The organism is Nitrospira sp. KM1 (assembly GCF_011405515.1).
Taxonomy (GTDB): Bacteria; Nitrospirota; Nitrospiria; order Nitrospirales; family Nitrospiraceae; genus Nitrospira_C.
Map to the genome: position 1 here is coordinate 4,279,736 of NZ_AP022671.1, position 12,795 is coordinate 4,292,530.

At 56.0% G+C, this 12,795-nt stretch carries 15 protein-coding genes; 6 read left to right on the top strand and 9 right to left on the bottom strand.

From position 1 onward, the window contains the following. Window position 1 precedes the first annotated feature (1 nt). On the bottom strand, window positions 2-1,288 hold the full coding sequence (locus tag W02_RS20240; protein ID WP_173051038.1) for an MFS transporter: 1,287 nt from the start codon (window positions 1,286-1,288) through the stop codon (window positions 2-4). Between the two features lie 295 nt (window positions 1,289-1,583). Here W02_RS20240 and W02_RS22320 point away from each other — a divergent pair, with 295 nt between their 5' ends. From W02_RS22320 to W02_RS20260, 4 genes are all read left to right on the top strand, one after another. Continuing rightward, complete coding sequence (locus W02_RS22320) at window positions 1,584-1,958, top strand: CsbD family protein (protein WP_232068601.1); 375 nt, start codon at window positions 1,584-1,586, stop codon at window positions 1,956-1,958. A gap of 45 nt (window positions 1,959-2,003) precedes the next feature. Beyond that, complete coding sequence (locus W02_RS20250) at window positions 2,004-2,171, top strand: DUF1328 domain-containing protein (RefSeq protein WP_173051040.1); 168 nt, start codon at window positions 2,004-2,006, stop codon at window positions 2,169-2,171. A gap of 374 nt (window positions 2,172-2,545) precedes the next feature. After that, window positions 2,546-3,991, top strand: coding sequence for an AlkA N-terminal domain-containing protein (locus W02_RS20255; protein WP_173051042.1), 1,446 nt, complete (start codon window positions 2,546-2,548; stop codon window positions 3,989-3,991). A gap of 6 nt (window positions 3,992-3,997) precedes the next feature. After that, a complete protein-coding gene (locus W02_RS20260; RefSeq protein ID WP_197742082.1) occupies window positions 3,998-4,483 on the top strand; it encodes a methylated-DNA--[protein]-cysteine S-methyltransferase in 486 nt (161 codons plus the stop codon). Between the two features lie 157 nt (window positions 4,484-4,640). On the opposite strand, the gene W02_RS20265 is transcribed toward W02_RS20260, so the two are convergent. The 6 genes from W02_RS20265 to W02_RS20285 form a co-directional block, all read right to left on the bottom strand. Then, entirely contained in the window at window positions 4,641-5,894 is a 1,254-nt protein-coding gene (locus W02_RS20265) for an RNA polymerase sigma factor (RefSeq protein ID WP_173051044.1), read from the bottom strand. 11 nt (window positions 5,895-5,905) lie between these two features. After that, window positions 5,906-6,262 (bottom strand): YciI family protein, encoded by a 357-nt coding sequence (locus W02_RS20270; RefSeq protein ID WP_173051046.1) that lies wholly within the window; start codon window positions 6,260-6,262, stop codon window positions 5,906-5,908. 41 nt (window positions 6,263-6,303) lie between these two features. Then, window positions 6,304-6,666, bottom strand: coding sequence for a DUF1428 domain-containing protein (locus W02_RS20275; RefSeq protein ID WP_173051048.1), 363 nt, complete (start codon window positions 6,664-6,666; stop codon window positions 6,304-6,306). A 27-nt stretch (window positions 6,667-6,693) separates the two neighbouring features. After that, a complete protein-coding gene (locus tag W02_RS20280) occupies window positions 6,694-7,290 on the bottom strand; it encodes a DUF1579 domain-containing protein (protein ID WP_173051050.1) in 597 nt (198 codons plus the stop codon). 226 nt (window positions 7,291-7,516) lie between these two features. Next, window positions 7,517-7,813: a hypothetical protein gene (locus W02_RS22325; protein WP_370467991.1), complete on the bottom strand. Its 297-nt coding sequence runs from the start codon at window positions 7,811-7,813 to the stop codon at window positions 7,517-7,519. Window positions 7,814-7,839: 26 nt separating this feature from the next. Continuing rightward, the gene (locus W02_RS20285) at window positions 7,840-9,030 is read right to left on the bottom strand and encodes a sialidase family protein (protein ID WP_173051051.1); all 1,191 of its coding nucleotides are present in this window, start codon (window positions 9,028-9,030) and stop codon (window positions 7,840-7,842) included. A 744-nt stretch (window positions 9,031-9,774) separates the two neighbouring features. Between W02_RS20285 and W02_RS20290 the strand changes: the two genes are divergently transcribed. Beyond that, a complete protein-coding gene (locus W02_RS20290; RefSeq protein WP_173051053.1) occupies window positions 9,775-10,377 on the top strand; it encodes a histidine phosphatase family protein in 603 nt (200 codons plus the stop codon). 19 nt (window positions 10,378-10,396) lie between these two features. On the opposite strand, the gene W02_RS20295 is transcribed toward W02_RS20290, so the two are convergent. Further along, window positions 10,397-10,723 carry a hypothetical protein gene (locus tag W02_RS20295; protein ID WP_173051055.1) on the bottom strand — a complete coding sequence of 109 codons (327 nt, stop codon included), beginning with the start codon at window positions 10,721-10,723 and terminating at the stop codon, window positions 10,397-10,399. Window positions 10,724-10,808: 85 nt separating this feature from the next. Further along, window positions 10,809-11,180, bottom strand: coding sequence for a four-helix bundle copper-binding protein (locus tag W02_RS22330; RefSeq protein WP_197742083.1), 372 nt, complete (start codon window positions 11,178-11,180; stop codon window positions 10,809-10,811). A 576-nt stretch (window positions 11,181-11,756) separates the two neighbouring features. Here W02_RS22330 and W02_RS20305 point away from each other — a divergent pair. Continuing rightward, window positions 11,757-12,713, top strand: coding sequence for a hypothetical protein (locus tag W02_RS20305; RefSeq protein WP_173051057.1), 957 nt, complete (start codon window positions 11,757-11,759; stop codon window positions 12,711-12,713). Window positions 12,714-12,795: the final 82 nt, after the last annotated feature.

The window sequence follows — 12,795 nt, forward strand, 5'->3', positions numbered from 1 at the left end:
CTTACCCATGCCGGGTCTGCTCTGTTGACGGCGACGATGGCAGTGTCAACACGATGGCCAGCGAGAGGCACGCACATAAGGTTAGATACAAACTCGGAGCCAGGATAGTTCCGCTCCATTTGATGCAAAGCGTTGCCACCAACGGAGCGGTTCCTCCAAAGAGCGCGGCGGCAATGTTATAGCCGGCCGAGACCCCGGTGTATCGAAGGCGAGTCGGAAACAACTCGACCACTGCAGCGAAAAATGGCCCCAGATAGCATGACATCAGAATGGTCAGGGTCACCTGAGCCGCCAGCATGGAGGGAACATTGCCGCTTGTGAGCCAGACGAAAGAGGGATAAGAGAGAAGTGCGATTCCTGCCGCGCCGATGGCCAGAAGCGGTTTTTGACCCACGACATCGGAGAGGCGACCCGACAGAGGAATCAGCACTGCAAGCAACGTCATACTGACCGTGTTCATGATCAGCACCGTCCCGAGCGGGACGGCCGTGACGGTCGTCAGATACGTCGTCAAATAGACGTAGAGCAGATAGAAACCGGTTCCATGTAGCACAACCAGTCCAATGACGCGCAGAAGTGCAGGAGACTGTTCGGTCAAGACCTCTCGAACGGGCGCGCGCGACAATGTACCGCCGTCTCGGATACGCTCGAATGCCGGCGATTCTGGTATGCGGGCGCGCAGATACCAGCCCGCCACGCCGATCACGCTGCCGGCAAGAAAAGGAAGCCGCCATCCCCATTGATACAGGGCCTCTTGCGACAATATCGAGGTGACGAGCGCACCGACCCCGGACCCTAGCAACGCCCCCACCTGAGCACTGAAGCCGGCCCAGCTGCCGATGAATCCCCGTTCCCTCGACTCGGCGTGCTCCACGAGGAACGTCACCGAGCCGGTAAACTCCCCACCGACGGAAATTCCCTGGAGAAAACGGCAACAGGTGAGGGCAAGCGGAGCGAACAGGCCGATATCCTGATAGGTGGGTAAAAGACCGACGACTACCGTGGGCACCGCCATGAGTATCACCGACCAGGCCAGAGCGGATCGACGGCCGGCCGTGTCTCCCCAGTATCCAAACAGCAGCGCTCCCATGGGTCGTGCGAGAAATCCAATCGCAAAAACGCCAAAGGCGGAAAGTAAGGACAAGGAAGGTTCATCCGACGGGAAAAACAGCACGGCCAGGACCGATGCGAAATAGCCGTACAGTGCGAAATCATACCATTCGAGCACGTTGCCGACAGCTCCGGCTAGCACGGTTTTTACATGGAACGAAGATGTCGGTGCAGTCACGATCCGGCAGTGTAAAGGGATTGCATTCCGTCTACCATTGTTTTCCGCACTATCCGATCAACATGGGGCAGGACAATTTGTCTGATTCCGGACGATCTGTCTCTTCTGCTGGGGCCATACAGGCCCGCGATAGATACATCATTGTCACTACCTTATGGTCAGTGAATTCGAGATTGCTCTAAAAAACATGGGGGTCGAGGGTCGACTGTCTGTATGGCACTCGCTTTGCTCTCTTGCCTATTGATGTCAGTTCTCGAGCGAAACATGCATGGATGTGATCTTGGGAGGGTGAGGCATGAAGGCAAACTCGACATATTCCAAGCCTAATCTGAACAGCATCGTCGCAGGAATAGTGTTGGTCTGCGCAACTGTTCCGATCGGGTTGATCTCAGGGACCATGGCTGGATCATCCAATTCGATTGAGCGCGGGATTGCCGTACCAATAGTGAATCAGGATCAATTGACAGGTAAATGGAAGCAATTCAAGGGAGAGTTGAAGAAAAAGTGGGGTGCGTTTACGGACGATGATCTCCTTGAGATCGAGGGCAGTTCAGACAAACTGGAAGGGAAGATCCAGGAACGGTACGGTGACCGAAGAGAGGAAGTCAAAGATTGGGTCGACCAGTGGTTCGACAGCCACGCGTCCGATGGAAAGAAATCGAAATCGTGAGCCACACGGGTTTTCGACCTGCACCATCACACAAAGGAGCCTGGTATGCTCTACTATGCGCTAGTCTTTCTGATCGTCGGAATTATTGCCGGCGCGTTGAACCTCGCGGGCGTTGCTGCCGTGGCCACTGAGATCGCCTGGATTCTGTTCCTTGTCGGTATCATCCTGCTGGTGATTCACCTGGTCACAGGTCGAACAGCGCGAGTGCCATAACGCACACCAGTTCTCCTGTCTCCGGCGCCCATGCGCCGCCGGAGACAGCGCAGCTGTTATCACCTCTCAAGTCCTGACGGGAGTTCTCCTCCTATGGTATTCCTCCATCAGGAGAGTATCGCGTCGTACACATAAATGAGTTGGATAAATGGTCCTGGCCTACCGACTCAGATAAAGGGTGCAGTTTTTGTCACGACCGGACAAGCGGTATTCTCTGTCCAGCTCCCCGCACTCCCCTTCTTAGATTTCCTGAATTCCCCCAGCCGAAATCATTACTTCTCCAATATCCGTTTGAACGCTCACTTCGCATGTCGGGATTATCATGTCCGAAAACGGCGAGCAGGCCGGCATCGCGATCGCTATAATGGTCCCCTATGACACTCGATTCTGTCACCTGTTACCGGGCGATGCGGTCTCGTGATGCCCGTTTCGACGGACGATTCTTCGTCGCTGTGTCTTCGACTCGCATCTATTGCAGGCCGGTCTGTACGGTCAAGCCGCCGAGACTTGAAAATTGCCGATTCTATCCCAGTGCCGCTGCGGCTGAAGTCGCAGGCTATCGGCCCTGCCTTCGTTGTCGACCGGAACTTGCGCCGGGTAACGCGAGCGTCGACGCGACGGCGCGAGTGGCGCAGGCTGCGGCAAGCCTTATTGAGGATCGTGCGTTGGATGCAGAAGGACTGGCGCCCATTGCCGCCCGGCTCGGTATCAGTGACCGGCACCTGCGGCGTGCGTTCGGCGCAGAGTTCGGCGTTTCTCCCATCGCATTTGCGCAGACACAACGTTTGCTGCTCGCCAAACGGCTACTTACCGATACCACACTGCCCGTTACCGAGATCGCATTAGCCAGCGGTTTCGGTAGTCTGCGGCGGTTTAATGCGTTGTTCAAACAACGGTATCGGCTGCAACCCAGCCAGTTGAGGCGCAACATGCAACGTGGCGGGGTGCCAGCTGCAGACATGCTGCTTTGCGAATTGAGCTTCCGCCCGCCGTACGATTGGCTCTCGATTCGGTCATTTCTCGGCGCGCGAGGCATTGCGGGGGTGGAAATGCTTGGCGACGACAGCTATCGGCGGACGGTGAGGGTGACATCCGATGGCAGAGACCATTACGGTTGGATTGAAGTCGGATTGTCCAGGACCTCACCCGCTTTGCGCGTCGCAGTGTCCTTATCGCTGGCCCGAGTCATTCCTTCCGTGCTCTCGCGCGTCAAAGCTCTTATGGATTTGTCTTGCCATCCATCCGACATAAGCATGGCGCTGGGCCTGTTGGCAAAGGGGCGTCCCGGTCTGCGCGTTCCGGGAGCGTTCGACGGGTTTGAACTGGCGGTGCGAGCGATTATTGGGCAGCAGGTGTCGGTCGCTGCCGCGCGAACCGTCGCGGGGCGTTTTGCAGCGGCGTTCGGCCATCCGGTGATCACGCCATTCCCACAACTGACGACCGTGTTTCCGACTGCCGCCCGCGTGGCAGACATTCCTATCGGCAGGATCATGCGTTTGGGCATGACCAGCGCCCGTGCCACAGCGGTGATGGCGCTGGCCCGGAGCGTGGCCGACGGGCGTCTCGTACTGACCCCTCAGGCCTGTGTGGAATCTGCGCTGGAGCGCTTGCGCGAATTGCCGGGAGTCGGCGAGTGGACTGTCCAGTACATCGCGATGCGGGCTCTCGCTTGGCCGGATGCGTTCCCTCACACCGATCTGGGTGTCATGAACGCGCTAAAGGAAAAAACTCCGCGCCGGATTCTCGCGGCAGGGGAGGTGTGGCGCCCCTGGCGAGCATACGCGGTGATGCATTTGTGGCAGACCTTGGTACAGGAGTAAGGAGGGATGATGCTGTACTACGACTACTATCAAAGTCCCCAAGGCCGCATGCTATTGGTAGCCGATGACAACGCGCTGACGGGGGTGTACTTCAGCGGCCAGAAGTATGAACCTCGCATCGGAGTGGGATGGAAGAAGCATGGGCGGCACGAAGTCCTGCGTCGTGCAAAACGGGAACTCACTGAGTATTTTGGCGGGACGCGCAGACGCTTTACGGTCAAACTGTCACCGCGAGGAACGCCATTTCAACGGTCGGTGTGGAAGGTGATCGCGGATATCGGGTTTGGCCGGACTCTGGCGTATGCCGAATTAGCCCGGCGCGCAGGCCACCCGGGAAGCGCGAGAGCGGCGGGAGCCGCCACCGGCCGCAATCCTTTGTGCGTCATCGTTCCGTGCCATCGCATTATCGGTTCAAACGGTACGATGACCGGCTATGCAGGCGGTCTTTCAAAGAAGCGTGCGCTCTTGGCCTTGGAGGGAATCGGCGTATGAAGCAGTACGGCGGACGGATCGTCGATCAGGACGTCATGCGCCGGAGCGAAGGATCATCGTTTTTCGATGCCGTCTAGGTGGAGGGGCCTGAAGGACAGATCTTAGCGAGAGGATTGAGAGACGAGCGAAGGGACATGATCGCAGCCAATGGCACACGTTAACTCGACAATTCATTCAACCTTCGCTCGATGAATCGACGCTCGGGCTCCTGTCGGGCAAGAGCGAGGGCGCGTTCGTAAGAGGCTCTGGCCTCAGTCATCCGACCCAACCTCCGGCAGAGTTCCGCGCGGGCGGAGTGAGCAAGGTGATACTCCACGAGCTCGCCTCGCGCCAGGATCGAGTCGATCACGTTCACGCCTGCTCCAGGGCCATCACGCATGGCCACGGCAACCGCCCGGTTCAGTTCAACGACGGGAGAAGGGTCGGCTCGCATCAGAACGTCGTAGAGACCGACGATCTGAGACCAATCTGTTGCAGCCGGAGTCGGGGCTTCGGCATGCACGGCGGCAATGGCCGCTTGAAGGCCGTATGGACCGATGCGCCGAGAGGAAAGCGCCCGCCTGACCAATGCCAGTCCCTCTGCAATGTGGCCGCGATTCCACAGCGAACGATCTTGATGCTCGAGCAAGATCAAATCGCCTGACGGAGATGTCCGTGCGGCCCGACGAGATTCCTGCAGCAGCATGAGCGCGAGCAGGCCGATGGCTTCCGGATCTGGTAACAGTTCGATGACCAGGCGTCCCAATCGGATGGCTTCGCCGGACAAGTCATGACGAGTGACCGCCATGCCGGATGAGGCCGAATACCCTTCATTGAACAGGAGGTAGACGACCCGCAGAACCGAATCCAGTCTTTCAGGCAGATCTGACGGCGAAGGGACCTGATAGGGGATTCGCGCATCGCGAATCTTGGCTTTGGCGCGCACGATGCGCTGGGCGACCGTGGGGGTCGAAATGAGAAACGCTCGTCCGATTTCCTCGGTCGTGAGGCCGCATACCTCTCGCAGGGTGAGAGCCATTTGAGCTTCAGCACGTAAGGCGGGGTGGCAGCAGGTGAATATCAACCGCAACCGGTCGTCGTCGATGCTTTCGTCTTCCGGCTCTTCCGATGCAGGCGTCTCGACATCGTAGTGCGACGCCATTTCAGCTACAGAAGCATCGAATCGTGCCCGGCGGCGCATGCCGTCGATCGCCTTGAACCGTCCGGCTGAAATCAGCCAGGCGACCGGATTGGCGGGAATGCCGTCACGGCTCCATTGTTCAACCGCCGCGGTGAACGCTTCGTGCAGTGCTTCCTCGGCGGATTCGAAATCCCCGAGCAGCCGAATGAGCGTGGCAAGGACGCGACGGGAATCGGAGCGGTAGATGGCATCCACCTTCGAGCGGATTTGCTCCATCCCGTCGTGAGTCATCGAGGCACTGCTCAAGATTCCTGCATGGCGACCGGCCGCACCTCGACCGCTCCCCCGACCGGAAGCGTGGGGATGCGCGAGGCGATCGCGATCGCCTCGTCTAGATTCCCGCATTCCACGAGATGGTATCCTCCCAACTGCTCTTTCGTTTCGGCAAATGGTCCGTCCGTGAAGACGGCCTTCCCATTCGTCATTCGGACGGTCGTTGCCGATGAAGTGGGATGAAGCTGGGAGCCGCCCCGGAGTTGCCCGCTCTTGATCAGGCCCTGGATCACCTCCCGGTAATCTTTCATGATGCCGGCCTTCTTTTCATCGGAGAGGGCTTCCCACAGGTCTTCTTTGAAACAACACATCAACATGTATTGCATCGTTGGTCTCCTTCGAATGATTCCGGAGCCCATATTGCAGCTTAGAAATCGACGAACACCTTGAAGCCTCCATATACCATCCGCTTGGTATCGAACGGCATCGGCATATCTTTCATGCTGGCTGCCAGCCGGGGATCCTTCATCACCAGCGTATTTACGCGATTCCTATGTGCACGCGATTTAAACAGGATGTAGGCGAAGACCACCGTCTCGCCCGCCTTGAGTTTCATAATCGCCGGGAAAGGCATGGTGTACGGGGTTTTCTTCAAGTCGTCGCCGACACACTCTTTATAATCCAATGCTCCGTGTTCCCGCCAGACTTTGGCCGCCACTCGGGCGATCCGTTTGTATAGAGGGAGATTACGCTTCGGCACAGGCAATACATATCCGTCAACATATCGCATGATGCTCCTTTTGTTCCGTGTTGAAGATCACGGCTTCCGCTGATAGGTGATCTCCATCATCTTCATCTCTTTCTGGCCGTGGTGCGACCCATACATGTCGAACGTCTGCGTATTCTCGTCGATGATTTTCCAAACGGCGCGATGGGTCATTTGGCCGCCTCCGAGTTCGGCGTGCTGGCCCTTCATGGTGATGGTTTTGCCGTCTGGGCTTGCCGTCCCTTCCATGATGAAGAGTCCCGTGCCCATGGTATCGATCCAGGCCGTGACATACTTTTTCCGAAGATTGTCGTAGCCGTCGATGCCGTACCCGTTGAAGGGTTGCCCCATCATCTCGCCGCTGAATTCCTGTTGAAGAAAACGCCCGCCAAGCAACATTTTCATCTCCGCTGATCCGGTCGATTCGACCGGTGGTTTGCCCGGTTCCATCCAGGACTTGGTCTTCGTCGTCCAGCTGCCGGCCAAGGTGGCAAATAGTTTGTGCGGTTCGCCTGGAGTCGCCAGTTTCTGATAGGCCTCCATCATGGCTTGCGGATCGGCCGGTTTGGAGTTTTTGTCTTTTGCCCACGCGGGTGAGCCGGACAACAAGACGAAGGCACTGATGAGAAAGATCCCTACGACACGCATGAGAACCTCCTTCTGGTTGAAAAAACGGATCTGCGTCTCATGCTGACGAGACCGCAGCCGCCGATATCATCTAAACTGATAAAACTGAAGCAACACTCGGTCCGTCCATCGTGCGCTGAAAGTCTCATTGCACGACACCCCGATTTCCCATTCTAGACACGGACTCAGAGCTTCCGCTACTGAGCACGACCATGCTTCCTGAACGCGTGCCGATTGTCACGCCGTGCTAACCACCGGCCATGGCGCCAACAATGAGAAACGGCTCCATTCCATTCACCACTGCGTCGGGAAGGATCGTATCAGACGGATCATGGGAAAGGTCCCGTTCACAAGCGAAAAATCGGATAAACGCACGTCGCCGACCCGTCACATGATCACGGATCGTTCCCCTCAGCATCGGATAGCGAGATTCCAATTCGTCAAGAATTGCCTGTGGGGTGACAGGGGCTGATACAGAAAGGCGAACCTCACCTTCCACCCGGGCCAATGTGCGCAAATGTGCCGGGAGTGTGACGCGTATTATGAATGCTCCGTCTATGCTCATCGTCATCACGAACGGAGTGTTTGTACCTCGACTGACAAGACCGGGGGTAGATCCCGCACAAGAGGAGTCCAATGATCACCGGCATCGGCCGAGCCATACACCTGGCCCCCGCTTGTTCCGAAGTAAATCCCGCAGGGATCAAGAGAGTCCACCGTCATGGCGTCGCGCAAGATATTCACGTAGCAGTCGCGTTGGGGAAGTCCTCGTGTCAGGGCCTCCCATTCATTGCCGCCGGTTCGGCTTCGGTACACGCGAAGCTTGCCCTCGGGCACATAATGCTCGGAGTCGCTTGTGATTGGGACGACGTAAATGGTATTTGGTTCGTGCGCATGGACATCGATGGGAAATCCAAAATCTGTCGGTAGATTGCCGCTAACTTCCTGCCACGACTCACCGCCGTCATCGCTTCTCATGACGTCCCAGTGTTTTTGCATAAACAGGACGTGTGGACGGGATGGGTGCATGGCAATGCGATGCACGCAATGACCGACATCCGCACTTGGGTCGGGTAATTCGTATTGCGATTTGAGACCCCGGTTGATGGCGGTCCATGTTTTTCCACCGTCATCAGTCCGGAATGCGCCGGCTGCCGAAATCGCAATGAACATTCGATGCGGATTGCCGGCGTCCTGGACGATCGTGTGCAGGCACATTCCGCCAGCTCCGGGCTGCCAGAGCGTGCCCTTTACGCTCCTGAGGCTGGAAAGCTCATGCCACGTTTGTGCTCCGTCGGTCGAACGAAACAACGCGGCATCTTCCACCCCGGCGTAGACGGTGCCGGGATCGGACACCGAAGGTTCGAGATGCCAGACTCGCTTGAATTCCCATGGCCGTTGTGAGCCGTCATACCACTGATGGGTCGTGAGTGGGGTGCCTGTTTCCGACGAGACATCATAGACGAACTTGTTACTCTCACCTTTCGGTGAGCCGTCTGGCGCCGTGGTCGGCTCACCGGGAGGAGTTCCGGGCTGATGCCAGGTTTTTCCCCCATCATCAGATCGCTGAACGATCTGCCCGAACCAACTACTGGACTGGGAAGCGTAGAGCCTATCCGGATCCCTAGGCGATCCTTTCACGTGATAGATCTCCCAACCGCCGAAAAAGGGACCATCCACGCTCCACGTCTTTCTAGACCCGTCCGATGTAAGAATGAAGGCTCCTTTGCGTGTTCCCACCAGCACCCGCACTTTGCTCATCGCATGCTCCTTTCGAGTTTCATACTTTTTGCCCTTTACTCCCCGATTGGAATCTGACTGAGTATGCCTGGCCGAGGCCTTTCGACAGTGGCTTTATCTTCGAGCCGCTGTGACCTAAAACCAAACTCGTCATCTAGTCTCCGACCCGAGTCGTATTGTTTTCTAACTCACTCAATAGTCGTTGTCCTCGGCAAAATTCGACAAGATGAATAAGTGATAATTCGAAACATTAGATATATCTCGCAAGATATTGTTGTTATTGTGTTAATAGCGTTCTTGAATGTCTCGGCGAAAGACGTGTCTGATTCCGTATAGGTCCCGACAAATGGCTGCACCTTAGAGAACGCCCCGTGAAAAATGGCAAAGCACAAGACGGCCTTGCCACTGCACGCCAGGACAAAACAAATACCGCTATCCAAATTCGTCTATCGCGACCGCCACCATATTTCTGACGCCATGATTGTGATTAATCCGGGATGGTTTGTCTATGAGGCCTCGGCGAAAGTCCAGGAATAGAGGGAGTAAGCATCAGGAAGATAAGTGTGATGGATCGCATAGGATCCATGATGATATGCTCACGGCATCCCGGCGGCATGGATGGCCATATGTCGATGACGGCCAACTAAGAGCTGGAACATCACGGTGGCATCTGTCGATCACAGTCGACTATTGAAATGGTAGGGAGATCGGATCGTCGGACGACGGCCCACTCATTCGGTGGGCAACCATCATTGGTGAAGACGCATGAAGCAGAAACTGCCTCACGTTTATCTGATCCGTCACGGTGAAACGGAATGGAGTCGGACCCGCAAGCACACGGGGAGGACCGACATCCCTCTCACAACTCGTGGCGAGGAACAGGCCATTGAAGTGGGTAGGAGATTGGCGAAGCAGCGGGTCCAGTTGGTGTATACAAGTCCGTTGCAGCGTGCCCTGAGAACGGCGGAACTCTCCGGGTTTCTTCCTCCTGTGCGTGAGACCGATCCTAATCTGATGGAGTGGGATTATGGTGAATACGAAGGGCGTCTGACATCAGATATACGCGCGGACAAGCCGGGATGGGATCTATTCAGAGATGGATGTCCGGGAGGGGAGTCATTGAAAGACGTCTCGTTGCGAGCTGATCGTATCGTATCTCGATTGCGAAAGGCGCCAGACAGTATCGCCATCTTTTCACACGCTCATTTCCTGCGTGTGTTCGCTGCAAGATGGGTTGAGCTCGATCCAACTTGCGCCAAGGCCTTCATTCTGAACGCTGGAGCTATCTGTGTGCTTGGGTATGAACATGAATCTCTGGATGAACCCGTCATCTTGCGGTGGAATCTGGAATGCGAAGCCAATCCGTGATCGAGTGTTAGGCCTCGGACTATGGGGCCTTGTCAATGGATGGCACGAAGTCCGACACGGACTCATCCGTTACCTTGTCGACCCGGCCGGCTTTATCGATTCGCAACGTGACACGGCTGCCAGAGGACAGTTTTTCGAATAGTTCGGGCTTCGAGATTGTGAAGGCGACAGAAGTCCCTGTGTCTGTTTCGACCGCCCCCTGTCCACGTTCGAGATCAAGTTTGGTCAAGGTGCCTGTCACCGTCTGTGAAGCATCTCCTGGCTGAGGAGCTTGTTGAGCGTGAACGTCAGCGAACATTGATAAGAACGTTGTTAGGGCTGCGACGACGTAAACCGAAAATCTCATTTGTAGTCTCCATAGGAAAAAAGGAAAAACTGCTCGCCCGGTGGTGAGCTTCCACCGATCGAATTCGCCGATTGAATGTGTCCGATTACCGGGACCCGACTTCAACCATATCACGGCATTCATGTGCGCACCGGCGGCACTCTTCCGCGCAGGGCCCACATAGAGGATGATGTGGCGCATGTTGCTCACAAGTGTCCGCGCACTTATCACAGATTTCGGCGCACAGACGGCACAGCGAGTCCGCCAGGGGCGAGAGCCGGCTCATCCAGGCGCCAGAAAGGGAGCAAATCTCGGCACACTCGCGACATAATCTGATGCACCGGGCCATCAATTGATGGTCGCCATGATGTTCCATGCCTATCATGTCGTCAGAGCAGGTGTTGCAAATGCGAGCGCAATCTTCGCATGCTGCGATGCACTTCTTGTAGTGTTCCGACATCTTATTCGCATGGGCCATGTCGATCTTCCTCCTTGGAGATAGGCTTATGATTAAGCGATCTATAACCTATTCGTGCAAGAATATTTTGTGCAAGAAATAGACCGATTAGACGGGATTCGTTAATATGCCTGCCTTGTCAGCCTACCTTGAATGAGAAGCATTGAAAAGTAGCGTGATTGTAACTTTGAAATCGCAGAACTTGGGACAGCAACTTGTCCCTCAAGAGACAGGATGTCTCATTAGCACCTCCATAGACAAATACGAATCATCGTGGGGCAAATCGTAAGCATAATGATACTTGACCACAGAAATCATGGGGGCGTACGCTGAAAATGATGCACCGGACCACCTCACGCGAGGGGTGGTGTCCTATGGCGACAAGCCAAATTCATTTTCCTCCTGCAGTCATCCTCCTCACACTTCGCAACTCTCGATTTGCGCGTCGCTTTATTGCTTTTATATTCTCCAGTGATGACAGGTATTGCATGGGGAACTGATTCGGCCGGATAGCAAGTGATGGTCTCAAGCTTAATCACAATGTCGTCCGTCGCGGACGAAGCTGCGCCCAGGCCTCAATTTACGAAGGAGGTCATTATGTCTTACCGATATAGCAGGATCGACATGGCAGTGGGGGTGGGGATGTGTGCGATTGTCTTCGGTGCGCTCTTGTTGTTTCTGTCGGTCAGTGGGTCGTTCATGATTGCCGCTCCCGGAACCGCAATGGGTCAAGGACCTCAAGACGAGAACGGGGGAATGCTGTGGCTGCAACCGGCACTTGGACAAGCTATTGTAGAACACACCAGCATTGAACAGCGGTCCCGACACCTGATTGCAGCCGCGTCGGCTGAATGGGATCATGCAGTCCAGGATCAAAGAGTCCTTGTACAAACGGCTGAAGAGCCATTTGGATCTATCACCAAACGTGCACTGGCCATGCCGGAATCGCATGCGGCCCGTGTGCAGGCAATCATGGGGCGCTCCATAGTCAATTTCACCAAACGGGGAGTTCACAGTGGAGTGTTGTCATCCGACTATGCTCGGTCTGACTACAATCTTGTCGTGATCGAATCAGTGGAAAATCTGAAGGGCAAACTCGACCGTGACTTTGAAGCGAACTGGCAACCGGCATTGGGACGCGAGATCATCGAAGCCGGATTGAGCTATGCCGGCCGAGCAGATTCCATTCAGGAACGACTGGGCGGCGCGATCCTGCATCTGGTGCAAGCCGGTAGCGCCGTGGAGGCGGAGCAATCAGTCAATCAATATCAGATCGGATCTCTTATGATGGCTCTTACGCGTTCCGGCGTCGATCACCATGTCGTCACTCCGACTGTCGAGCCGTACGGGATTGCAACGGTCGAGGGAGGCAATGTGACCTTCGCCGCTCTTTCGAGCCCGGATGTATCTTTCGCGTACCTTCTCGCGGCTGTCGTGGGCTTGGGCGCGATCTTTTTCACAGGTCTCGTTATGTCGGCCGCCAGGAGAGAGGCCAGGGCTGTTGCTGACGCCAAGCGGAATGTCACGCGCTGGGTATATCGCATGGCGGTGTGATCTGATCGTTCCACCGTTGTCTGCTGTCGCCGACATCGCTCAGCCATCAGTCGGTTTGAACGATGTCGGCATGGTGTCTCTA

Coding starts and splice junctions, on each gene's coding strand:
- W02_RS22320 (WP_232068601.1), top strand. CDS start 1,584: ATGAAGGCAAACTCGACATATTCCAAGCCTAATCTGAACAGCATCGTC.
- W02_RS20250 (WP_173051040.1), top strand. CDS start 2,004: ATGCTCTACTATGCGCTAGTCTTTCTGATCGTCGGAATTATTGCCGGC.
- W02_RS20255 (WP_173051042.1), top strand. CDS start 2,546: ATGACACTCGATTCTGTCACCTGTTACCGGGCGATGCGGTCTCGTGAT.
- W02_RS20260 (WP_197742082.1), top strand. CDS start 3,998: ATGATGCTGTACTACGACTACTATCAAAGTCCCCAAGGCCGCATGCTA.
- W02_RS20265 (WP_173051044.1), bottom strand. CDS start 5,894: ATGACTCACGACGGGATGGAGCAAATCCGCTCGAAGGTGGATGCCATC.
- W02_RS20270 (WP_173051046.1), bottom strand. CDS start 6,262: ATGCAATACATGTTGATGTGTTGTTTCAAAGAAGACCTGTGGGAAGCC.
- W02_RS20275 (WP_173051048.1), bottom strand. CDS start 6,666: ATGCGATATGTTGACGGATATGTATTGCCTGTGCCGAAGCGTAATCTC.
- W02_RS20280 (WP_173051050.1), bottom strand. CDS start 7,290: ATGCGTGTCGTAGGGATCTTTCTCATCAGTGCCTTCGTCTTGTTGTCC.
- W02_RS20285 (WP_173051051.1), bottom strand. CDS start 9,030: ATGAGCAAAGTGCGGGTGCTGGTGGGAACACGCAAAGGAGCCTTCATT.
- W02_RS20290 (WP_173051053.1), top strand. CDS start 9,775: ATGAAGCAGAAACTGCCTCACGTTTATCTGATCCGTCACGGTGAAACG.
- W02_RS20295 (WP_173051055.1), bottom strand. CDS start 10,723: ATGAGATTTTCGGTTTACGTCGTCGCAGCCCTAACAACGTTCTTATCA.
- W02_RS22330 (WP_197742083.1), bottom strand. CDS start 11,180: ATGGCCCATGCGAATAAGATGTCGGAACACTACAAGAAGTGCATCGCA.
- W02_RS20305 (WP_173051057.1), top strand. CDS start 11,757: ATGTCTTACCGATATAGCAGGATCGACATGGCAGTGGGGGTGGGGATG.